Origin of the sequence: Mucilaginibacter sp. OK098 (assembly GCF_900142915.1) — a bacterium.
Lineage (GTDB): Bacteria > Bacteroidota > Bacteroidia > Sphingobacteriales > Sphingobacteriaceae > Mucilaginibacter.
Genome location: NZ_FRCM01000007.1, coordinates 137,013 through 158,807, shown reverse-complemented (window position 1 = coordinate 158,807; position 21,795 = coordinate 137,013). Strand labels below are relative to the sequence as shown.

Here is a 21,795-nt window from a genome sequence, read left to right as displayed (position 1 = left end):
ATTAACATATGGCTTTAATTAATAAAGATGCCTGCAAATGGTATCCGGTTTATACATATCCCCGTGCTGAAAAAAAAGCTTACCAGGCATTAGTAAACAAGGGGATTGAAACTTATTTACCCTTACATCGCCAGCTTAAACAATGGAGTGACAGGAAGAAATGGACCGAAGAACCATTTATTAAATCGTACCTGTTTGTGCATATAAAAGAGCATGAGCAAACAGAAGTATTAATGACAAAAGGAATTGCCCGATTTTTATATTTTTCGGGTAAAATAACACCAATGCCTGATAGACAGATAAATGAGCTTAAATTATTGATGGCTAGTCCTTACGAATTAGAGATAACTGCAGAGGACTTACAACCCGGTGAAAGGATTATGATAAAAGCAGGACCACTTAAGGGCCTTATTGGCGAGATCATATCCTATCGTTCACAAAAACAACTTGCCTTGCGCCTTGAAAATCTCGGGTATTCAATAATTGTTTATGTTGCAGCTGCACTAATTAATAGATTTTAGATTTATATTATATAACAGGTATTAAACGGGCATTTTGCTTATTTTAAGGCCATAATATAATAATTGAAATAATAATACAACTATTTGATAAATAATAAGTTACACAATATTAACTGTGACTTACGGGGCGAAGCTATGAATATATAATCTATGTGCAGGATAGCAGGAATAATTTCAAACAGACTACCGGCTAATGAAATTAGTGAGAAGGTTAGCATTATGTGTAATTCATTAAAACATGGAGGCCCTGATGATGAAGGTGTATTTTTGGATGAAAAGGTAAATCTTGCATTTGGGCATCGCAGGTTGTCCATACTTGATTTGAGCAAAAAAGGACATCAACCAATGGCAGATGTTCAGCAAAAAGCATGGATCACCTTTAATGGAGAAATTTATAATTACCTTGAATTAAAAGAGCAGTTAATAAAAACCGGGGCCAAATTTTATTCAGGTACCGATACAGAGGTTATTTTAGCTGCTTACCTGTATTGGGGAACTTCGGCCTTTTCAAAACTCAGAGGCATGTTTGCCTTCGCATTGTATGATGTTGACCAATCTGTAACGTATTTGGTTAGGGATACAACAGGAATAAAGCCGCTTTACTATTATGTAAATAATGGTGAATTAAGTTTTGCATCAGAGATTAAAGCATTTAAGGCGGCCGGCATTGCAACACAGTCTGAAGAATCATGGCCTGTAAGATTTTTAGCCTTAGGGAATATTCCGGAACCATATACCACCTTGAAAAATGTATATAGCCTTACAAAAGGACATTTTTTAGCATGGCACCATCAAAGTGAAACTTATAATATTAGCGCTTACAATAATAAATCATCCGGTATTGATTATATAACGGATCTTAATGAGGCAAAGAAGTATATTCATGACTACTTAAAAAAGGCTATAAAGCGGCAACTTATAGCCGACGCACCAATTGGCGTGTTTTTAAGCGGAGGAATAGATTCAAGCCTGGTATCACTATTGGCTAATGAGCAAAATCAGCATCTTAAAACTATCTCCATTTATTTTAATGAGAAAAGCTATGATGAACGTGCTTATCAAAATGTTGTGCTGAACCAATTAATGGGCGAAAAATTTACGCATTTAGTGCAGCAACATGATTTTGAAACTTTTCTCCCTCAGATAATCAGCAGTATGGATATGCCCACTACAGACGGCATCAATACCTGGTTTATTAGTAAATACGCACATGAGGATGGATTAAAAGCAGTTTTATCAGGTGTAGGTGCCGATGAATTATTTGGTGGCTATCCATCTTTTAACCGTATTAAATACCTGCATTACTTGCGGAAAATACCTGCACCTTTATTAGGTGCAGCCAATTATTTTAAAGCAGACAGGTACCGGAAGATCTCTTTTTTAGAACACGATCACCCCTTAGCCGATTACCTTTTGCTGCGTGGCCTGTTTGTGCCGGATGATATTGCTCAAATACTTGATACAGATGTAAAACAGGTAAATGAAATTTTGTTTGGTGAAAACAGTATACCCGACCTCGGATCCTACAATAAAGAGCATGCTGCCTGGTTTGAAACAAATCTGTATATGCAAAATCAATTACTGAGAGATACTGATGTATTAAGCATGAGCCATGGTTTAGAAGTAAGAGTCCCCTTTTTAGACGAAGATTTTCAGCAAGTAGTGCAGAGGATCTCTCCCCAAATAAGATTTAATAAAAATAAGCCTAAGAAGTTATTAATTGATAGCTTTGGTAACCTATTACCTGAGGCAGTTTGGAACAGGCCTAAAATGGGCTTCACTTTTCCTTTACAGGAATGGATGGGTAAGCACACAGAAATAAGTAACGCTAACCTTTATAAAGGGAAATTGGCGCAAGATTCAGTAAAGAAATTTAAAGAGGGCCACTTACATTGGTCTAAAATTTTTGCCCTATACCAAATCCAATTGAATGACTAAAAAGGTAATTTTATATACCTTACAAACCTTTAGTACAACCGGCGGCATCCAAAAAATGACCCGTACGCTGGCGCATTCTTTACATTTGCTGGCTACGCGTAATAATTGGAGCTTTAACTTATGGTCGGTATATGATTCAAATAACGACCTGATACACCGGTATTTGCCGGCTAAACAATTTATGGGCTTCAGTGCTAACAGGATAGCCTTTGTTTTAAAATCATTGATTACCGCCAGGAGGCCCGATGTTGTTATTATCAGCCATATTAACCTTGCTGTTATAGGGTTGTTAATAAAAACAATAAACCCAAAATGTAAAGTGTGGCTTATTGCCCACGGAATTGAAGTTTGGAGGCCTTTATCACCATTAAAAAATGTATTTTTAAAGCGTTGCGACAAAGTGATTTGTGTAAGCAACTTCACCAAACAGCAAATGATAAGCCGGCACAATACTGATGCCGGTATATGTGAAGTATTAAATAATGCAGTTGATCCTTTTATTAAATTGCCTGTAACGTTTGCAAAGCCACATCAATTGATAAAAAGATACGGGTTAACTGATGATACCCCGGTAATATTTACCTTAACACGTTTAGCCTCGACAGAACAATACAAAGGGCATGACCAGGTGATAAAAGTTATGGGCTGCTTAAAATTAAAGTTTCCCGGAATAAGATATATCCTTTCGGGGCAATATGATCATAAAGAAGAAATAAGGATCAGGAAACTAATAGTTGACGCTAAAGTTGATAAGGAAGTTATACTTACGGGTTTTATTGAGGAAGCTGAAATTACCGATCATTTTTTACTGGCTGACCTGTTTGTTTTGCCAAGTAAAAAAGAAGGATTCGGTATCGTTTTTATTGAAGCATTAGCTTGTGGGTTGCCTGTTGTATGTGGAAACGCCGATGGAAGTATTGATGCTATATGTAATGGCGAATTAGGAAAAGCGGTTAATGTGGATAACCTGGTTGAACTTGAAAACGCGATAAGTAATTACCTTCAGGATCCCTTAACACAAGAAAGAAGACAACATCTTCAACATGAATGCCTGTTGCATTTTAATGAAAATGATTACATTAATAAATTAGAAAAAATGTTTAGTTAATGAGCGAGATAAGCCAGGAAGATTGGGACATTGAGTTAACTCCGGCAAATAACATGCTGGATTTAAAGCTTAAAGATATTTGGCACTACAGGGATTTACTTGTTTTGCTGGTAAGGCGTGATTTTGTATCATTTTATAAACAAACCATATTAGGGCCCTTATGGTTTTTTATCCAACCGTTATTTACCACCTTAATATACACTTTTGTATTTGGTAACCTGGCAGCTATCCCAACAGATGGTTTGCCTCAGCCGCTATTTTACCTGGCAGGCATTACCGCCTGGAATTATTTCTCAGACTGCCTTGGAAAAACATCATCGGTGTTTGTTTCTAATGCCGGTCTTTTTGGAAAAGTTTATTTTCCAAGGCTTATTGTGCCGTTAAGCATAGTGGCATCAAACCTTATCAGGTTTGCTGTTCAAATGGCGCTGTTTGTTTTAATGATGATATTTTACTGGGTTAAAGGTGCTTCATTTCATCCAAATGCTTATTTGTTATTGTTCCCGCTGCTGCTGGTACTTATGGCAATGTTAGGCTTGGGTTTAGGAATGATCATTTCGGCTATGACCACGAAATACAGAGATTTAACTTTCCTCATCTCTTTCGGTATTCAGCTGATGATGTACTTAACCACGGTTATTTATCCCTTATCAACTGTAAAGGCTAAATATCCAAAGTATCAGTGGCTGGTTGAGTATAATCCCATGACGTCAATAATAGAAGCATTTAGATATGGCTTTTTAGGGCAGGGCACATTCACCATATTGTCATTAGGCATTACCACTGTAATAACAACTTTTATCCTGCTTATTGGCATTGTGATCTTTAACCGGGTTGAGCGCAATTTTATAGATACCGTATAATTCATGTCAGCAGTAATTAAAGTAGAGAATTTGTCAAAAGCCTACCAATTGGGTGAGATCGGTACTGGTACACTTTCCCGCGATCTGGAACGCTCATGGGCAAAGTTGCGTGGTAAAGAAGACCCGTTTTTAAAAATAGGCGAGGTAAATGACCGCGCCGTAAAGGGTGAAAGCGATGTGGTTTGGAGCTTAAAAGATATAAACTTTGAAATTGAGCAGGGAGCTGCGGTAGGCATAATAGGGCGCAACGGGGCCGGTAAAAGTACGCTGCTTAAAATTTTAAGTCGTGTTACATCGCCTACAACCGGTACGGCCAAATTAAAAGGGCGCATAGCCAGCCTGTTGGAAGTGGGCACCGGCTTTCATCCCGAATTAAGCGGGAGGGAAAATATTTATTTAAACGGTGCCATACTGGGCATGCGCAAGGCCGAAATAAAGCAGAAATTTGACGAGATTGTTGATTTTTCCGGTGTTGAGCGTTACATTGATACGCCGGTAAAACGATATTCATCTGGCATGTATGTAAGGCTGGCCTTTGCCGTTGCAGCGCACCTGGAAAGTGAAATAATGATTGTTGACGAAGTGCTGGCGGTTGGCGATGCAGAATTTCAAAAAAAATGCCTCGGCAAAATGGGCGATGTAAGTAAAGGTGAAGGAAGGACTGTGCTGTTTGTGAGCCATAATTTAACTGCTATAACACGGCTTTGCAGTTCATCCATGTTATTACGGAACGGACTGCTGATAGAGCATGACGTAACCCATAAAATTATCACCAATTATTTAAGCATAGATGAAATATCAACCTCTTTTATGCAATGGGAATCTGGCAAAGCCCCAGGCAACGGCGTTGCGCGCATTTTATCTGCCGGGGTATTTAATGAAAAATACGAGGTTTATGAATATATTGATATCCGCAAACCTGTTATAATTAAAATGGAATACGAAGTATTAATTGACGATGTTAAGCTAACCCACGCCTTTGTTTTTCATAATGAACATGGCATACGTTTATTTGACTCGCATGATGTTAATTCTGACTGGAAAAGTAATTCGGCGCGAAAAAAAGGCAGGTACACTGCCGAAATGTTAATACCCGGAAATTTCTTTTCAGAAGGCAAGATAAAAATAAGCCCGGCGGTTATCACATCCGATCCTTTTGAACTGCATGCCTATGCTGAAGATTCCATTTCTTTTTTAGTGAAAGACAGCCTGGAAGGTGACTCGGCCAGGGGTGAGTACGCAGGCAGCTATGGCGGGGTAATAAGGCCGATGTTTAGCTGGCAGGCAGATTTTATAGGCTAATGAGGATCTTAGTTATAGGTGCAGGACTTTTTGGGACATCAGCAGCAAATATATTGGCTGATAAAAACAATCAGATTGATTTAATTGAGGCCGAAGACGATATTATGCAGCTGGCATCAAGAGTTAACCATAACCGGATACACCTGGGGTATCATTATTTACGCAGCATACAAACAGCCGAGCAAAGCATTGAAGGCCTGTTATCTTTTTTATTTAACTATGGCAAAGCAGTAATTCATCAGTTGCCAAATTATTATGCAATTGCTAAGGAAGGGAGCAAAACCACACCCGCAGAATTTGTAAGCTTTTGTGATAATGTTGGCATTGGTTATGATAACGAGTTTCCTGATAATAAATTTTTAAACAGGGATAAAATTGAAGAATGTTTTAAAGTGCCCGAGCCGGTTTGGGATTATGAAAAATTAAAAAAAATTATCAAAAGTAATTTAAAAAAATCGAAAGTTAACCTGCTGCTGAATACGGAATGCACTAACCTTAAACAGCTGGCCGATAAAACATTTGAAGCAACATTTAACAACACAGTAAAACATTATGATGTAGTAATAAACACCACTTATTCAAACATCAATAAAATAAATAAACACCTTGGGGTTGAGCAAAAGAAACTGCTGTTTGAAAACGTAATTATTCCGGTTTTTAAATACCCAACACCCGCAAAAGGCCTAACTATTATGGATGGCCCATTTTGTTCAGTAATGCCCAGGGGAAGGATAAAAAATGAATTTCTGTTATACCACGTAAAGCAATCTGTTACTCAATCGCAACTGGCAATTGATAACCCCGGGTTCGGGATAAATAATGTTTTAGATAAAGATGCCGAAAATGCTATTTATGAACAATCTGCATTGTTTATGCCATTCTTAAGTGAAGCTGTACACGCAGGATATAATAAAACCACCCGTTTGGTTTATGAGAACAGCGATGATGCGCGCATAACTGAATTACACTTATACCCGGGAGTGAAAAATTACTTTTCGGTACTATCAGGCAAAGTTACAACCTGCGTACAGGTGGCGCTTGAAATTAAGCATATACTGCAAGGCAAACAAAAATTAAAAAGGGCGAAAATATGAAACTCCATTTAGGCTCGGGTAAAAATGTAAAAGAAGGGTATATTAATATTGATAAGTATGTTGATTTTCCGGGTGTGGAAAAACTCGACATATTTAATTTGCCGTATGCTGATAATTCAGCCGACGAAATTTTATCAGAGCATTTGGTGGAACACATTGGGTTTAAAGATGAGGAAAAGTTTTGGCGGGAATGTGCAAGGGTATTAAAGCCCGGCGGGAAGCTGGTAACAGAAACGCCTGATATGGAGTGGTTATGTAAACAGTTTTTAGAAGCTGAAGACTCGTTTAAAGAATTTTATAAAGTAGGTGCAAAAGACCATTACTTCGGCAATGGCCGGTCTGTTGAGCAGCGATGGGGAATGATAACCACGCATTTTTTTGGCAATCAAAATGGCGATGGGCAATTTCACTACAATGGCTATACCAAACAAAAACTAACCCGGATTGCGGATATGATTGGCTTAAAAGATTGTACAGTTGTAAAAATATTTAATAAGGGTGCGCAGGCATTGGTTGCAACCATGGTTAAACAATGAAGGAAAATATATTGATTTTCGGGGGCAACAGTTTTTTGGCGAAAGCTTTTAATGAGAAATATAAAGATGTTTATGCCATACAAAATGTTTATCGTAATGACCAAAGTCAACAACTGAATTTTGATTTTGAAAGCGATGATACTGAACGTATAACCGCTGAACTAAAAGACAATTATAAAGCCGTACTATTTTTCCAGGGATTAACCCCATCAGTTGGCGCAAAAGATATAAGCGCGGAGCATTTTTTGAGGATGTTAAAGATAAACCTTGTTACGCCAGCCCTGCTCATAAAAGGTTTGGCTGGTAAATTAAGCCCGGGGGCACTGGTATTGTTTATATCGTCTGTTGCTAAAAAGAAAGGCAGCTTTGATCCTGCCTATGGAAGCGCCAAAGCTGGGTTAACAGGCTTAATGCATAGTTTGGCAAATGCCTATCCTCAATTAAGGTTTAATATTGTTTCATTGGGACTTGTTGAAAATTCGCCGGTGTTTAATAATATGACTGAAGGTTTCAGGCAAAAACATGCCGGCAGGATGTTTAATAATGAATTTATTAAGGCTGAAGATGTGGTAAATGTTGTAGCCGAACTGGTAAATAATCAAAGCATAAACAGGACGGATATTGAAGTAGATGGCGGATACAATTAAAAACCAACCTTTAGTAACCGTTGGTATTTGCTGCTATAATCGCGAAGAAGGCTTTAAGCATACCTTACAATGTATAACCAATCAAACATATCAAAACCTTGAAATAATTATTTCGCAGGATTTTAATGAAACGCTCGATTTCGGTCCGATTGTTAACGGCGCCAATGACCAAAGAATAACTTTTTGGAAACAACCAAGGCGGCTATCGATGTACAATAATTTTTGCTTTTTGCTTGAAAAGGCAAAGGGCCAATATTTTATGTGGGCCGCTGATGACGATTGGTGGGCACCGGATTTTATTGAAAAAATAATGCTGTCGCTGCTTGCCAACCCTGCAGCCGTCGTCGGGTTCTGCGATTTTATGGAGGTAGATGAAGACAATAACAGGATTGCTTCTTATCCAAATCACCTACCCCTGCTGCAGGAATTTACCACCGGCAACGATGTTAAACGCATAAAAAATTATATAAATCAGTTTGAGGGTTTTGGCAAGGCAAATTTGTTTTATGCAATATTTAAAACTGAGGTACTCAGATCTAGGCAGGTAATTGATATTTTAAAAAAGGGTGACCTGCCCGGGGATATGTTAATTAACCTGTCCGTATTGTTGCAGGGCGAATTGGTTGTTGTGCCCCAATTATTACGTACATGCACCTATATGCCTGTAAAAGGCTATGTACAGGAAATGCATGTCCCCCGGGTAAAAAATTTGCTGTTTATAAGGGTGAATTTTGGTGGGCTGCACTACCTGCAAAAAAAATGGAGCAACTACCTTTACAGTCATTTTACTATTATCCGCAGCTCGGGGCTGGGCTTTCCAAAAAAAATCAGCATATACCTTACCATAATAAAAAAAATAGCCTTCTTTTATTATGATTTACTTTGCATCAATGTTTACCTGAGAGGTTATAATGTATTTTCGAAAATAAAAAGGCAAAACACACTTAGCTAGGAATACCGGAATGTCGCTAAACAGTTATTTAAAAAGAATATTAGTCAAACTGGTTAAAAAATCAACCCCGGCAACAGGTAACCCGCAACCCGAATTAAACTATTCTTTTCATTTCAGCACAATGGGCCTTAATTGTGCAATAGGTAAAGACTGCTACGTTTACAACACCCACATTGGCGATTATACCTATTTAAGCTCAAATGTATCAGTAGTAAATACTGATATTGGTAAGTTTTGTTCAATAGCCCAGGGAGCTTGTATTTGCCTGGGGATGCATCCATCTTCAAAATTTGTAAGCACACACCCTTCATTTTTTTCTCTATCCAAACAAAATGGGATGACGTTTAGCGACAAAAATTATTTTGAAGAAATGGGGAAAACAAAAATAGGGAACGATGTTTGGATTGGAGTTAATGCAATTATTTTGGATAATGTTACCATTGGTAATGGTGTAATAATTGGGGCCGGCGCTGTAGTTACAAATGATATTCCTCCATATGCCGTGGCTGTTGGGGTCCCGGCAAAGATCATAAGATACAGATTTGAAAAAGATGAGATTGAGTTTCTGGAAGATTTTAAATGGTGGAACAAGGATGAGACATGGTTAAAAACCAACTTTCAAGACCTGCATGACATTAAATTGTTTATAAAGAAACATGCCAGTGATAATTAAATTACAGGGGGGCCTAGTAATTAAATGTTTCAGCATGCTTTGGGTCTTTCCATATCAAACAAATTAAATTCGCCGTTATATCTCGTTATGTCTTTTTTTAAACTAAACAATGGCCTTACACCACTTTTTACATCCTGGCTTTATTCAGAAAGTATTAAACAAAACAGGTGTTCATAAAACCACTATTAAAGGGAAAATAGCCTAAGATTCAATAATGATGTGTTTGAAATGGGATAACACCTATTAATTAATCTTAGTGATAGAATGAAAAAAAAGCTTTATTACCTGTTATTAAATATCGGATCTTTATTGGCTAAATGCGGCCAAAAAGGAAATAATGCCTTTCATAAAATTGCAAAATTAATACATACTCCTATTCTTCCTGACTTAGATCTTTCTTTAAAAAGATTTTATGAGGAAAGAGGAGATGAAATGAGATACAACTATGCGTTAAATGAAAAATCTCTGGTATTTGATTTAGGAGGATATGAAGGACAATGGTCATCAGAAATTTACTGCAGATATCGTTCTAAAATTTACGTATTCGAAGTATATAAGCCATTTGCTCAAGCAATGGAACGACGTTTCCTATATAACCCTGACATAAGTATTTTCGAATTTGGTTTATCTAATGAAAACACATTTGCAAAAATTTCATTAGATGAAAGTGGTTCTTCTATGCATAAAGAGGCGGCATTAATGGCAGATATTGAACTTGTAAATGCTGCTGAATTTATGAAGAAACATAATATTGAGTTTATAGATCTGATGAAATTAAATATTGAAGGTGCTGAATACGATTTGTTGGATTACTTGATTGAAACCGGATATCATAAAATTATTAAAAATCTTCAAATTCAATTCCACAGTTTTGTTCCTGATGCCCTTGAACGAATGACTAAAATCAGGAAGGAACTATCAACAACTCATGTTGTAACCTATCAATTTAATTTTGTTTGGGAGAATTGGGAGCGGATCCAATAATGCTGTATGATAATTATTAAGCTACAGGGCGGCTTAGGTAATCAAATGTTTCAATATGCTTTCGGTTTGTCTTTATCAAAAAAACTGAACACCTCCTTGTATTTTGACGTGTCTTTTTTTAAACAACCAGATAGCGGCCTTACACCAAGAATATATGAATTAGACCTTTTTAGCAGCCCAATAAATATTGCTGGCGATAAACAGATAAACAAATTTTTACGCCCCAATTTTATTCAGAAAGCCTTTAACAAAACAGGTATAAATAAAAGCACCATTTATAGGGAAAGTAGTTTGCGATTTACTAATGAGGTGTTTGAAGTAAAGCCGCCGATATATTTTGAAGGGTTTTGGCAAAGTGAAAAATATTTTAATGCGGTTGAGGATTTGATAAGAAACGTTCTTATACCTAAACCAGCATTAAATCAACAATCACAAAAAATCGCAGATGCGATAACACAACAGCCTAATGCAGTAAGTATCCATGTTCGACGGGGAGATTATGTAAACTCGAAAGCAACTAATGAGTTACATGGAGTGTGCTCTGTTAATTACTTTCAAAACGCAATAGCATTAATAAAAGAAAAAATACAAGATTCCCGCTTTTATTTTTTTTCTGACGACCCTGAATGGGTTGGTGAACACCTGTTACCTGTAATTGATAATGCCACCCTGGTACAGCATAATTATGATGCCGATAGCTGGCAGGATATGGCGCTGATGAGTAAATGCAAGCATCATATTATAGCCAATAGCAGCTTTAGCTGGTGGGGAGCATGGTTAAACCCCAATAAAGAAAAAGTTGTGATAGCCCCGGCTACCTGGTTCAGCACAGAAACCGATTATTTGGATTCGCAAGACCTTTTGCCCAAAAGCTGGATACGGATACCCAATGAATGATCCATTAGTTTCTATAATTATGCCTGCCTATAATGCGGAGAAATTTATTGAAGAATCAATTAATTCCGTTATAAATCAAACATTCAATAACTGGGAATTACTTATAATAAATGATGGTTCAACAGATAGTACAGAAAGTATTGCTTGTAAATATGCTGCTACTGATGCAAGGGTAAAATTGATTAACCAGGAAAACAAAAGACTCGGCGCTGCCAGGAATACCGGAATATTAAATGCAAAAGGAAGCTGGATAGCATTTTTAGATGCTGATGATTTGTGGATGCCCGATAAATTAAAGAAACAATTAAGTGTTGCAAAAACAGAACCCAAAGCAGGGGTTATTTTTACAGATGGCTTTACATTTTATGATAACTCTATAAAAACAGCATTACCTTATGGTACCGTTACAGGTTTCTTTACCGCTTCTGCCATTTATAAATTAGAATACCAGGGTAATTATATCCCGGTATTGTCTGCCTTGATAAAAAAAGCACATATTGATAATATAGGATTACAGGATGAAAGCCCATATGTATATGGGTGTGAAGATTGGGATTATTGGTTAAGACTAGCTATAAATGGTGTTTCGTTTTTTGGGATGGAAGAGAAGCTTTTTTACTACAGAAGGCACATTTCAAATATGTCAAACGATAGCAATTTAATGGCCCTGGCTAAGGCTACAGTTTTTATCAAGAACTTTAAAAAGGAGCTATTATCAAACCAGGAGATCCGTAAGATAAATGGTTTTATAAATCTAACCATTTGTGGTTTTATAAAACTCGGAAGAATTAAAGAGGCATTATTTTTAAATAATGGCATGTACAATGTTTCAAAAAAGGCTTTTAGAAAATTAAGCTCTTTATTTATAAGTATATTAGGAAGCCGGTCATATTATTTAACCCGCATGGTTTTTAAAGTCAACTCTTTTTAACTAAAATACAGATATCTTGAAAAGAACTTTAAAGCGTATCATTGGTAAATTCATCTCGAAGTTGAACGCTCTCTATGAGGAAAACAAGCTCAATAATATTTACCATAATCCCCATGTTACAATTGAGGCCGGGCTTATTATTGAACCATATTTTACAGCAAACCTGCCTGCAGATAATTTCAGCATAAAATTTGGATCGCATATTCGCTTTAAAAAATACTGTCACATATTAATGTTGCCTAAAGCGGAGCTGGTGATTGATTCAAATGTATTTTTCAATAATTACTGCTCTGTTAACTGTCTCGAAAAAATAAGTATCGGTGAAAATACCATGTTTGGCGAAGGGGTAAAATTATATGATCATAACCACACATTCGGCTATAAGGAAAATACGCTCATAGTTTCAAAAGATCAGTTTGAAACTGCACCAATAACTATTGGGAAAAACTGCTGGATAGGCAGTAATGTAACCATACTCAAGGGCGTAACGATTGGTGATAATGTTATTATTGGCGCAAATTGCTTGATTTACAGATCCATCGACAGCAATACGGTTGTTAAATTAAAAGCAGAATATATAATTGAAAATCGTTCATAGATAATTGAGAATTCAGCCGGCTAAAAAAGTTTTATTTATAAGTCATGAAGCCTCCCGTAGCGGAGCTCCAATTGTTTTATTGCACCTGCTTAACTGGTTAAAAAAGAACACGGCTTTGCAATTTGAAATATTGCTGTTAACAGACGGCCCTCTAAAGCCCGACTTCGAAAAAGCAGGGAAAACATTTGTATTAAGTGATCTTACCGGGCAGCATACGTATACCAACAGGGTTAAAAAAAAGCTGCTCGGAATAACGTTAGTTGAACAGTATAAAAAAACAGCCGCTCATTTTTCAAAAAGGAGGTATGACCTTGTTTATGGCAATACAATTGTAAGCTTGCCCTGGTTGAAAATTTTTAAGGAAAGCCATTCAATTAAAACACTTTGTTGTGTACATGAGCTTTCATACGTGTTAAATTATTTTTTTACAAGGGAATACCTGGAGGAAAACTTAAAACAAACTAACGCCGTTATTGCCGTTTCAGGGTCAGTAAAAGAGAACCTTATAAATGAGTTTAATTTACCTGCAGAAAAAATTCATCTTCATTATGAGTTCATAAATACTGATAGCCACTTAACAAATAGTAATGCCCTTGGTAAGGCAGACTTAGGTATCGGGCATGATGAATTTATAATTGGTATGGGCGGCACACCTGAATGGAGAAAAGGAACGGACCAGGTTATACCACTCGCCATAAAACTTAAAGAGCAATATCCTGATTTTAAGTTCAAAATAGTTTGGTTAGGGGCTGGCGAGGATAATGATTTTGTGAAGCAACTGCTATATGATGCCCGTAAATGCGATATAGATAACCGTTTGGTGTTTTTAGAAAGCAAACCCAACCCGCTCGATTTTATTAATTTATTTGATGTTTTTGTTTTATTATCAAGAGAAGATCCTTTTCCGCTAATAGTATTGGAAGCAGCCTTTCTTAAAAAACCCATTATAGCATTTGAAAATAGCGGTGGGACTCCGGAACTGATAGCACAGGGCGCCGGTTTACTGGCTCCTTATCTGGATATTGCACAAATAGCCAATTTAATACATGTATTAAGCGTGGATCCGGCGCTTATTGATAAAATAGGCAAAAAGGCTAATGACCTGGTATTAGCTCAATACAACTCGAATATAGTTTCGCCGGGTATTTACAATGAAATAAATAAGCTGATTGAACCTGTAATAAACGGGGGAAATAATCAATGATATCTGTCATAATTTGCTCCCGTTCAACAAATCAAACGCTGGTAAATAATATTGAAGCAACTATAGGTGTTCCTTACGAGCTTATTTTAATTGATAATTCAAATAACGAGTACAGTATTTGTGAAGCGTATAATTTAGGCGTAAAAAAAAGCAAATATTCCCTACTATGTTTTATGCATGATGATATTGTGTACCATACAAATAATTGGGGAACTGCCGTAATAAACCACTTTACCTCTGTACAAATTGGAGCAATAGGTATAGCGGGAACACCTTATTATAGCTATATGCCGGGCGCATGGTGGGGTAGCGGAATTTTCTATGAAAACATTTTACAGTCGTCGCAAGAGGATCCGAAACCTGTTTTAAAATCAAACAGTAATGGGCTGCTTACCCGACAGGTAGTTGCATTTGATGGTGTATGGTTTTGTATAAAAAAAAGCCTGTTTGAGCTAATAAAATTTGATGAGGTAAGTTTCAAAGGCTTCCATTTTTATGATACGGATATTTGCATGCAGTTGCATAACCTGGGTGTTAAAATGTATTGTGTAAATGATGTTCTTGTTCATCATTCATCTATTGGCAGTATGAATAATACCTGGATTGAAAACGCATTGATATTCCAGGAAAAATGGCGACAAAAACTACCTGCGTTATGTACAAACATCAGCTTTGGTCAGCTATGCCGCTTTGAGTACAAAATTTTGAACGAATTTATCTGGATCTGTGCTTCAAACGGCTGGGAGAACAGAAGGATTTATAAATTGGCATTAAAATATCTTTTAAGCTTTAAAAAGGGGTATTTATTCTATAAAACGCCGGGATATTTTATAAAATTTGCTTTTAAGATGATCTTTAAAAAAGGGATGCCTTTTTATTTTATATAGTTAAATAATGAAAGAAACAGTTAGTATAGATATCATTATTCTAAGTTACTCAAAGGATGAACACCTCAAAAGCCTGACTGTACAAACTATTGCGACACTAATAGATTCTGAAGACCCGGAAAAGATCCATTTTAATGTGATAGTAGTTGAATCGAACAAAACATTGCAACCCTTTCAGTTTGAAAATTCAACAACCATTTACCCAACCGAAGAGTTTGGTTTTCATAAATATCTAAACATCGGCATAAAATTAACAAGCAGCCCGTACGTGTGCTTGTGCAATAACGACCTGATTTTCCACAAAGGATGGGCAAGTGAAATATTAAACGCTATGGATAACGATGCTGCAATGTTAAGTGCTGTACCATACTGCCCTAACTTTCATAAAAAAGAGGGCTTCCCTTTAAATGCGCCTCCTCTTGAAGGGTATTTTGGATTATTAATAGGCTGGTGCATTTTTGTGAAAAGAGAGATCTTTGATATTATAGGCATGCTTGATGAAAACCTGGTATTTTGGTACTGTGATTACGATTTTTCCAATACGCTTGAAAAGTACAAAGTAAAAAACTGCCTGGTATCAACATCGGTTGTAACTCATTTGGGCAGCGAATCAATTGTTTCGGTAGATAGCAAAGAACATAGAAGGCTTACACAAATCCCCAGGTTTTATTTTAGCTATAAGTGGCATCATCACTCCTATATCCGTTATAAATTGGAAACCCTGTTATTTAAAGTAAAAATGGCGCTCAATCTTTAAAATGTATTTACAGACTATATTAAATAACGGACAGGTTAATCGGATTAAATGAAAATTTATTTGTTAAATATTCCTGATATTTTACAACCGGCAAGTCAATCATTTAACTATCCTGCCCATAACAAAGATTATGGCATTGAGCAGGATTTTTTGATCTGGATAAAAAAGCAAAAGGAATTAATAACAGATGATCCGGCAGTGGCTGATTGGCATTACTTGCCTGTGTACTGGACTCGCTGGCATATCAATCATAATTTTGCAACCAACAATGAAGGTTTGGAGCAATTGCAGAATGAAGTTGATAAATTGTTAATTGATGATAAAAAAACTTTTACCATTACACAGTTTGACGGTGGCTCGTTGATAAGAACCGGTAGATCTGTTGTGTTTACAGCAGCGCGAACTATTAACCCCGGCATTGATATCCCCATTTTATGCAGCCCGCACCGTAAGCCGCCAGTACCAGTTAAAAAGAAATATCTGGCCACATTTAACGGATCTTTTGATACGCACCCTGTTAGAGTTGAAATGCAAAAGAGGTTTGCCGGAAATCCCGGTGTATTAATAGCCGGTGGCCTTCCGACGCGTTTTTATAAAAGATTGCTTTGGGCTAAGAATTACAATTTAAGAACCCTTGAATCATACGTTGCCCTATGCCCCCGAGGAACAAGCTGTAATTCGTTCCGGTTTTTTGAAGCGATGCAATTAGGCATAGCACCCTGCTTAATTGGCGACCAGGATGTTCGCCCGTTTAAAAAGTTTATTCCCTGGGATGAGATAAGCTACTATGCATCCTCTGTGGATGAGTTAGAATATTTGCTGACTAACCTGGATAAGAAAGAAGCTATTAAAAAAGGGAAAAAGGCATATCAGTACTGGAAAAATGAGCTGTACTACCAAAAATGGTGTAAATACATATTAAAAGAACTTGAACAGCAAGCCTGAAAAATTAGACTATATCCCCGGTTTGGACGGCATTCGTGCTTTGGCGGCTTTACTGGTAATTTCAACGCACTGGCCTAATAACAGCCTCTCATTAAAATTTGGATGGATTGGCGTGAACATTTTCTTCGTACTATCAGGTTTTTTAATAACCCGCATACTGGTGAACGAAAAGCAAAGAGCCTTTAAGCAGTACCTTTCCAATTTTTTTTATAAAAGAGCGCTGCGAATATTTCCGATATACTACTTGTTTATTTTCAGTACCACTATAATTATTCTGCTGATCTATTGTTTTATACCCGCGTTATCAAAGGATGGCAGTTTAATAGCAGGTTTAAATGCTATAAAGTACGACTTGCCCTTTTATCTCACCTATACTTATAACATAAAACTTAACCTGGCCCCGCTATTTCATTTTGGCGATTATTCTAACGATTTTTTTGGCCATTTATGGTCGTTAGCTATTGAAGAGCAGTTTTATATCATTTTCCCTTTCCTGGTTTACTTTCTTGATAGCAAGCAGTTAAAAAAATTGGTTATTGCTATAATAATTATTTGCCCGCTTATAAGGCTTTGGGCAGCATTAATTGGCACACATTTAGTTTCAAATAAATACTGGCTTGGTGAGCTATTGTACACTAATACATTTTGCCAGGCCGATGCGCTTGCTGCAGGCGCCCTGCTTGCTTTATATCCCATTAAAATAAAATTCCCTTACCGTACTTTTTTTGTTGTAATGCTTATATTCCTGGTTACAGGTTTAACCTGTTTATACTTTTTACGGCAGGCAGGCTATTTTTTAGTGGATGGGAAAAGTTTAGGATATGACTTCCCAGCCTTTTGGTTTACGGAAACCACTTCCCATTTTTTAATAAACATCAGGGGATTTTACCAGTACAGCCTGGTTAATTTACTGGCCTTTTTCTTAATAGCGCCCGCAGTTATAAAAAAGCCACTTTTTCCTGCTGTGTTACAATCCAAACCAATAAGCTATTTAGGAAAAATATCATACGGCGTGTACCTATTTCATTACCCTATAAAGGCATTTTTTGTAATGGGTGGAAGCTTTTTTGGTGGCTGGTTTAAGCTAACTGCAAACCCTTTTATTCATATCAGTATCTTCATTCTTTATTTATTTGTAGTAATTATGCTGGCTCACTTTAGTTATCAGTATTTTGAACGGAAAATAATGATGAAATATAAACCCAATAATGTCGGCAATTAGCTTTTTCATCCCTGCATATAATTGTGCTAAAACCATAGCTGAGTCTGTTGATTCAATTATGGAGACTAATTTTACCGATGGTGATGAGCTCATTATCACCAATGATTGCTCAACAGATAACACCTTACAAATATTAAAGGAACTTAAAATTAAATATCCTGTAATTATTTTGCTGGAGCATATCAGGAACAAAGGTGGTGCCGCAGCCAGGAATACGGCGGTTGAAAATGCCAGGCACAACCTGTTATTTTGCCTCGATGCTGATAATGTTTTGGCCCCGTTAAGCATTACTCCATTAAAAGAATACCTTGCCGAAAACAACGCCGATGTAGCTTCATTTCAGCATCAGCATTATTTTTTGGAAGATAAATTTAAACCCGAATACATTTGGTCGTTACCGGCTGGTGAAATTAGTCCGCAAAGTTATTTAAGCGGAGAAAATACGCCTGGCCAGCATGGCAACTATCTGTTTACCAAACAAAGTTGGACAAATGCAAAAGGATATGCCGAAGGTTCTGGCGCGCTTGATACCTGGACATTTGGCCTTAGGCAGATAATAACCGGTGCAAAAATGGTTGTTTTAAAAGATACCCATTATTATCACCGGCTTGATTATGCAAATTCATATTGGATGAATGATGCCGAGGTTAATTTATGGTCTGTTTCTGTTAAAGTTACTTATGCTCTTTTTCCGTTTTTTGATATTATAGATGAAACGTTTTTAACTTATATGCTGGGGAAAGGCAAGTACGATTGGTTTTATAGACTTAAACAAGCCCCAATTAAGCTAACTGATAAAGAGGCAAAAGAGGAATTTTATTCAAAGCAACATTTAAGGGTGAAAAATATAGCATACCCGGCACCTTCATTTTTTAATAAGGTTATTTATAAACTAAAAGGAATTGCAGGTTTAAACAAATGATAGCGGTAAGGTTGCAGGGGCGGTTGGGGAATCAGATGTTTCAATATGCTTTTATACTGGCTGCTTCAAAGCAACTAAATACAAATTTTTATATTGATCAGTATATAGAGCTTTCAAGCGTAGAAAGATACTTTAACAATATAGTTGCAAGGCCAAACAAAGCACTTACACAACTATTTAAGATTAAAGGGTTCAAAAATATCTTCAGTTTTCACCTTCGCAGGGCATACTATAAATACTTAGCCAAAGTAAATAAACTTGCGGTTTACGAGTATGATTATAATGGCACCGCAGCCGAAATAACACTGCAAAACAATATATTATACTTCGGTTTTTACCAATCTGAATCATTTTTTGATTCGATAAAAGAAACGATCAAAAATGGGTTTACTATAAAGAATGTTTTTATTGAGGCGTTTAATCTTAAATACAGTAGCCTTTATCAGCATAAAAAAATTGTAACTGTACATATCCGCAGAACAGATTATCAAAGTCTTGAACATTTAAATTTAGGAGCTGGCGATTTATCACTGCCGAAGGCGTATTATGAAAAAGCGCTTGCAAAGTTTGAAGGACAGAACGTGCATTTTGTTTTTATTAGCGACGATAGGGATTTTGTAAATCAAAATTTTAAAGAAGTTAATAATAAAACCATATCTGCCGATAGCGAAATAATGGACTTTCAACATTTGCTTAATGCGGATGCCTGTATTATATCAAACAGTACATTTAGCTGGTGGGGGGCATGGCTAAATAATAAGCCCGGAAAGACCATTTACGCTCCCCGGTATTTTTTGGGATGGCGCATTAAACTGGAAACTCCCCGGGAAATTTATCCCGGCAATTGGACCTTAATTGATTTTTAAATGTTAAAAAATGGCGTATCAATTATTGTGTGCTGCTATAACAGCTCATTAAGAATTGAGAAGACGCTGGAATATTTGGCAGCACAAGTTGTAAACGATATTAGTTGTGAAATAATTTTAGTTGATAATGCTTCAACTGATAACACAAGTGAAGTTGCCAGATTGGTTTGGGCCAAAATTCAACCCAATGATATTACCCTTAGCATTGTTTCTGAACTGCAGCCCGGGCTTTCAAACGCCCGTTTAAAAGGGGTTTCAGCTTCAGCTTTTGAGTTTCTTGTTTTTTGTGATGATGATAATTGGCTTGATGAAAACTACGCTCAAAATGTTTATAAGCTATTTACGGCAAATTTGGATGTTGGGATAATAGGAGGTTGGGGAACCGCTCAATTTGAAGATGTATCAGTAAAGCCTTTTTGGTTTGATACCTTTTATCATGGTTATGCCATTGGTAAGCAGGCTGCAAAAGAAACATTGGTAGGTAATGTTTATGGAGCGGGTATGGCAATCCGTAAATCTATTTTAAAAACCCTTACCCGTGAATATCCAATGTTTTTGAACGACAGGAAAAAGCAGGAGCTTTCATCTGGAGGCGACTCGGAGCTTTGTTATAGGGTCCGGATTGCAGGTTATAAAATTTTGTACACGCCACAGTTAACATTCAAGCATTATATAGCAACCAATCGCCTTACATTGGATTATTTAAAAAAACTCCATATTGGCTTTGCCAAAAGCTTTGTTGTGCTAAACTTATATGATAAGGCCTTAGCTGCTGAAAAATCGGAACTGTCTGTTTTTTACTGGCTAAAAAAGGCGCTGTATTATTGGGGTATCTACTTAAAATATTGGCCCAAACATTATTTAGCTTATAGAAAGTGTGAAGGGACAAAGGAAGAGATCCTGCACATTACCTGGAAAAATATAGCTATTGATTATTTTGCATATAATTTTAAAACTACCGGAATTTATAGTGAGGTAGTTGCGTTAAAAAACAAGCATAAGTTTAATGGCAGATAGATCTGTTTTATTACTGGCAACCAATAAACGTGAATACCTGAAATTCGCAATAAATTGTGCAGAATCAATTAAAATACACAACCCCGGTTTGCAGATTTTTATTGCAACCAATATAAAGCCTGAGAAGGACCTTGAAGGGATAAAATTTCTTTTGGTAAAGGATGAATTGGCAAAGCTTTATATAGAGGCAAAATTATACCTGGACACATTTCTGCAAACAGAAGAAACTTTATTCATAGATTCCGACTGTTTGTGTTATGGTAAGCTTGATCCATTATTTGAAGCTTGCCAGGGGATGGATGTTACCGTTATTGGCCGGCTTACCCCGCTTGAAAAATACTGGGGAACCGGGCCTAAAGGCGCAGTGTTTGCGAGAAAAGAATTTTCAATTGATAATGCAATAACTTTTAACGGCGGTTTTTATTACATAAAAAGAACACCTTTAACCGGGCGTATTTTTGAGAGGGCCCGGGAAATTTCAGTTAAGTATGATGAGTATGGGTTTCACCGCATCAAAAATAAATGGAAGAATGAAGAGGAGCTGTTATCGATAGGAATGATATCAAATAAACAGACCCCTGTTAAAGACGATGGTGGATTTATGTCAGATCTATCGACAGATCAAAAACCAAGTAAGCTAAATGTTTTAAAAGGGGATAGGTTATTGCGTAACCCGGCTAATAAATTTGTTGAGCTGCGCAGTTGGTATCCATCAACCTATTCACCAATTGTGCTGCATTTTGGAGGGAGCAATATCAAATCATACCCTTATATTTCGCAAAGCTTGTTGCTAAAGCTATTTTTATCAGGGGTGCCTGTATCAGTAGCAAGCCTGATTGTGTTCATCGCTATCCATACCCCTTACAAAACATATCATTGGATGAGAAGGCTGTTTGGGCTTAGATAAAATTATGCGTTTAATATCCTGCAC

The 21,795-nt window shown here is 36.8% G+C and carries 23 protein-coding genes; all 23 read left to right on the top strand.

Features of this window, described 5'->3' with window-relative positions:
- The first annotated feature begins 8 nt into the window (after positions 1-8).
- Positions 9-521, top strand: coding sequence for a UpxY family transcription antiterminator (locus tag BUE31_RS23295; RefSeq protein ID WP_073406257.1), 513 nt, complete (start codon positions 9-11; stop codon positions 519-521).
- 150 nt (positions 522-671) lie between these two features.
- The gene (gene asnB, locus BUE31_RS23290; RefSeq protein ID WP_073406256.1) at positions 672-2,459 is read left to right on the top strand and encodes an asparagine synthase (glutamine-hydrolyzing); all 1,788 of its coding nucleotides are present in this window, start codon (positions 672-674) and stop codon (positions 2,457-2,459) included.
- Positions 2,452-3,567, top strand: coding sequence for a glycosyltransferase family 4 protein (locus BUE31_RS23285; protein ID WP_073406255.1), 1,116 nt, complete (start codon positions 2,452-2,454; stop codon positions 3,565-3,567). Before asnB ends, BUE31_RS23285 begins: the two co-directional genes overlap by 8 nt.
- Entirely contained in the window at positions 3,567-4,430 is an 864-nt protein-coding gene (locus tag BUE31_RS23280; RefSeq protein WP_073406254.1) for an ABC transporter permease, read from the top strand. Before BUE31_RS23285 ends, BUE31_RS23280 begins: the two co-directional genes overlap by 1 nt.
- Before the next feature lie 3 nt (positions 4,431-4,433).
- Positions 4,434-5,732 (top strand): ABC transporter ATP-binding protein, encoded by a 1,299-nt coding sequence (locus BUE31_RS23275; protein WP_073406253.1) that lies wholly within the window; start codon positions 4,434-4,436, stop codon positions 5,730-5,732.
- Positions 5,732-6,826 carry an FAD-dependent oxidoreductase gene (locus BUE31_RS23270; RefSeq protein WP_073406252.1) on the top strand — a complete coding sequence of 365 codons (1,095 nt, stop codon included), beginning with the start codon at positions 5,732-5,734 and terminating at the stop codon, positions 6,824-6,826. The genes BUE31_RS23275 and BUE31_RS23270 overlap by 1 nt, the downstream gene beginning before the upstream one ends.
- The gene (locus BUE31_RS23265; protein ID WP_073406251.1) at positions 6,823-7,362 is read left to right on the top strand and encodes a class I SAM-dependent methyltransferase; all 540 of its coding nucleotides are present in this window, start codon (positions 6,823-6,825) and stop codon (positions 7,360-7,362) included. The genes BUE31_RS23270 and BUE31_RS23265 overlap by 4 nt, the downstream gene beginning before the upstream one ends.
- Positions 7,359-8,009, top strand: coding sequence for an SDR family oxidoreductase (locus BUE31_RS23260; protein ID WP_073406250.1), 651 nt, complete (start codon positions 7,359-7,361; stop codon positions 8,007-8,009). Before BUE31_RS23265 ends, BUE31_RS23260 begins: the two co-directional genes overlap by 4 nt.
- Entirely contained in the window at positions 7,993-8,961 is a 969-nt protein-coding gene (locus BUE31_RS23255; protein WP_073406249.1) for a glycosyltransferase family 2 protein, read from the top strand. Before BUE31_RS23260 ends, BUE31_RS23255 begins: the two co-directional genes overlap by 17 nt.
- Before the next feature lie 10 nt (positions 8,962-8,971).
- Positions 8,972-9,634 (top strand): CatB-related O-acetyltransferase, encoded by a 663-nt coding sequence (locus BUE31_RS23250; protein ID WP_143167229.1) that lies wholly within the window; start codon positions 8,972-8,974, stop codon positions 9,632-9,634.
- 264 nt (positions 9,635-9,898) lie between these two features.
- Positions 9,899-10,618, top strand: a complete 720-nt coding sequence (locus BUE31_RS23245) for an FkbM family methyltransferase (protein ID WP_073406248.1) — start codon at positions 9,899-9,901, stop codon at positions 10,616-10,618.
- Between the two features lie 6 nt (positions 10,619-10,624).
- Complete coding sequence (locus BUE31_RS23240; RefSeq protein WP_073406247.1) at positions 10,625-11,515, top strand: alpha-1,2-fucosyltransferase; 891 nt, start codon at positions 10,625-10,627, stop codon at positions 11,513-11,515.
- Positions 11,508-12,446 (top strand): glycosyltransferase family 2 protein, encoded by a 939-nt coding sequence (locus BUE31_RS23235; RefSeq protein WP_073406246.1) that lies wholly within the window; start codon positions 11,508-11,510, stop codon positions 12,444-12,446. The genes BUE31_RS23240 and BUE31_RS23235 overlap by 8 nt, the downstream gene beginning before the upstream one ends.
- A 16-nt stretch (positions 12,447-12,462) precedes the next feature.
- Positions 12,463-13,044: an acyltransferase gene (locus BUE31_RS31355; RefSeq protein WP_200801976.1), complete on the top strand. Its 582-nt coding sequence runs from the start codon at positions 12,463-12,465 to the stop codon at positions 13,042-13,044.
- Between the two features lie 4 nt (positions 13,045-13,048).
- Entirely contained in the window at positions 13,049-14,248 is a 1,200-nt protein-coding gene (locus BUE31_RS23225) for a glycosyltransferase family 4 protein (RefSeq protein WP_073406245.1), read from the top strand.
- Positions 14,245-15,135 carry a glycosyltransferase gene (locus tag BUE31_RS23220; protein WP_073406244.1) on the top strand — a complete coding sequence of 297 codons (891 nt, stop codon included), beginning with the start codon at positions 14,245-14,247 and terminating at the stop codon, positions 15,133-15,135. Before BUE31_RS23225 ends, BUE31_RS23220 begins: the two co-directional genes overlap by 4 nt.
- A gap of 7 nt (positions 15,136-15,142) precedes the next feature.
- Complete coding sequence (locus BUE31_RS23215) at positions 15,143-15,892, top strand: glycosyltransferase family 2 protein (RefSeq protein WP_073406243.1); 750 nt, start codon at positions 15,143-15,145, stop codon at positions 15,890-15,892.
- A gap of 48 nt (positions 15,893-15,940) precedes the next feature.
- The gene (locus BUE31_RS23210; protein ID WP_073406242.1) at positions 15,941-16,837 is read left to right on the top strand and encodes an exostosin domain-containing protein; all 897 of its coding nucleotides are present in this window, start codon (positions 15,941-15,943) and stop codon (positions 16,835-16,837) included.
- Entirely contained in the window at positions 16,821-18,059 is a 1,239-nt protein-coding gene (locus BUE31_RS23205; RefSeq protein ID WP_073406241.1) for an acyltransferase family protein, read from the top strand. Before BUE31_RS23210 ends, BUE31_RS23205 begins: the two co-directional genes overlap by 17 nt.
- The gene (locus tag BUE31_RS23200; protein WP_073406240.1) at positions 18,046-18,981 is read left to right on the top strand and encodes a glycosyltransferase family 2 protein; all 936 of its coding nucleotides are present in this window, start codon (positions 18,046-18,048) and stop codon (positions 18,979-18,981) included. Before BUE31_RS23205 ends, BUE31_RS23200 begins: the two co-directional genes overlap by 14 nt.
- Positions 18,978-19,847, top strand: a complete 870-nt coding sequence (locus tag BUE31_RS23195; protein WP_073406239.1) for an alpha-1,2-fucosyltransferase — start codon at positions 18,978-18,980, stop codon at positions 19,845-19,847. Before BUE31_RS23200 ends, BUE31_RS23195 begins: the two co-directional genes overlap by 4 nt.
- On the top strand, positions 19,848-20,864 hold the full coding sequence (locus tag BUE31_RS23190) for a glycosyltransferase family A protein (protein WP_073406238.1): 1,017 nt from the start codon (positions 19,848-19,850) through the stop codon (positions 20,862-20,864).
- Positions 20,854-21,771 (top strand): hypothetical protein, encoded by a 918-nt coding sequence (locus BUE31_RS23185; RefSeq protein WP_073406237.1) that lies wholly within the window; start codon positions 20,854-20,856, stop codon positions 21,769-21,771. Before BUE31_RS23190 ends, BUE31_RS23185 begins: the two co-directional genes overlap by 11 nt.
- Positions 21,772-21,795 lie beyond the last annotated feature (24 nt).

What these genes read in the sequence shown, in the direction of transcription:
- BUE31_RS23190 (WP_073406238.1), top strand. Translation starts at nt 19,848, where the DNA reads ATGTTAAAAAATGGCGTATCAATTATTGTGTGCTGCTATAACAGCTCA.
- BUE31_RS23265 (WP_073406251.1), top strand. Translation starts at nt 6,823, where the DNA reads ATGAAACTCCATTTAGGCTCGGGTAAAAATGTAAAAGAAGGGTATATT.
- BUE31_RS23250 (WP_143167229.1), top strand. Translation starts at nt 8,972, where the DNA reads ATGTCGCTAAACAGTTATTTAAAAAGAATATTAGTCAAACTGGTTAAA.
- BUE31_RS23185 (WP_073406237.1), top strand. Translation starts at nt 20,854, where the DNA reads ATGGCAGATAGATCTGTTTTATTACTGGCAACCAATAAACGTGAATAC.
- BUE31_RS23240 (WP_073406247.1), top strand. Translation starts at nt 10,625, where the DNA reads ATGATAATTATTAAGCTACAGGGCGGCTTAGGTAATCAAATGTTTCAA.
- BUE31_RS23275 (WP_073406253.1), top strand. Translation starts at nt 4,434, where the DNA reads ATGTCAGCAGTAATTAAAGTAGAGAATTTGTCAAAAGCCTACCAATTG.
- BUE31_RS23260 (WP_073406250.1), top strand. Translation starts at nt 7,359, where the DNA reads ATGAAGGAAAATATATTGATTTTCGGGGGCAACAGTTTTTTGGCGAAA.
- asnB (WP_073406256.1), top strand. Translation starts at nt 672, where the DNA reads ATGTGCAGGATAGCAGGAATAATTTCAAACAGACTACCGGCTAATGAA.
- BUE31_RS23245 (WP_073406248.1), top strand. Translation starts at nt 9,899, where the DNA reads ATGAAAAAAAAGCTTTATTACCTGTTATTAAATATCGGATCTTTATTG.
- BUE31_RS23195 (WP_073406239.1), top strand. Translation starts at nt 18,978, where the DNA reads ATGATAGCGGTAAGGTTGCAGGGGCGGTTGGGGAATCAGATGTTTCAA.
- BUE31_RS23295 (WP_073406257.1), top strand. Translation starts at nt 9, where the DNA reads ATGGCTTTAATTAATAAAGATGCCTGCAAATGGTATCCGGTTTATACA.
- BUE31_RS23285 (WP_073406255.1), top strand. Translation starts at nt 2,452, where the DNA reads ATGACTAAAAAGGTAATTTTATATACCTTACAAACCTTTAGTACAACC.
- BUE31_RS23235 (WP_073406246.1), top strand. Translation starts at nt 11,508, where the DNA reads ATGAATGATCCATTAGTTTCTATAATTATGCCTGCCTATAATGCGGAG.
- BUE31_RS23270 (WP_073406252.1), top strand. Translation starts at nt 5,732, where the DNA reads ATGAGGATCTTAGTTATAGGTGCAGGACTTTTTGGGACATCAGCAGCA.
- BUE31_RS23215 (WP_073406243.1), top strand. Translation starts at nt 15,143, where the DNA reads ATGAAAGAAACAGTTAGTATAGATATCATTATTCTAAGTTACTCAAAG.
- BUE31_RS23220 (WP_073406244.1), top strand. Translation starts at nt 14,245, where the DNA reads ATGATATCTGTCATAATTTGCTCCCGTTCAACAAATCAAACGCTGGTA.
- BUE31_RS23210 (WP_073406242.1), top strand. Translation starts at nt 15,941, where the DNA reads ATGAAAATTTATTTGTTAAATATTCCTGATATTTTACAACCGGCAAGT.
- BUE31_RS23255 (WP_073406249.1), top strand. Translation starts at nt 7,993, where the DNA reads ATGGCGGATACAATTAAAAACCAACCTTTAGTAACCGTTGGTATTTGC.
- BUE31_RS23200 (WP_073406240.1), top strand. Translation starts at nt 18,046, where the DNA reads ATGTCGGCAATTAGCTTTTTCATCCCTGCATATAATTGTGCTAAAACC.
- BUE31_RS23280 (WP_073406254.1), top strand. Translation starts at nt 3,567, where the DNA reads ATGAGCGAGATAAGCCAGGAAGATTGGGACATTGAGTTAACTCCGGCA.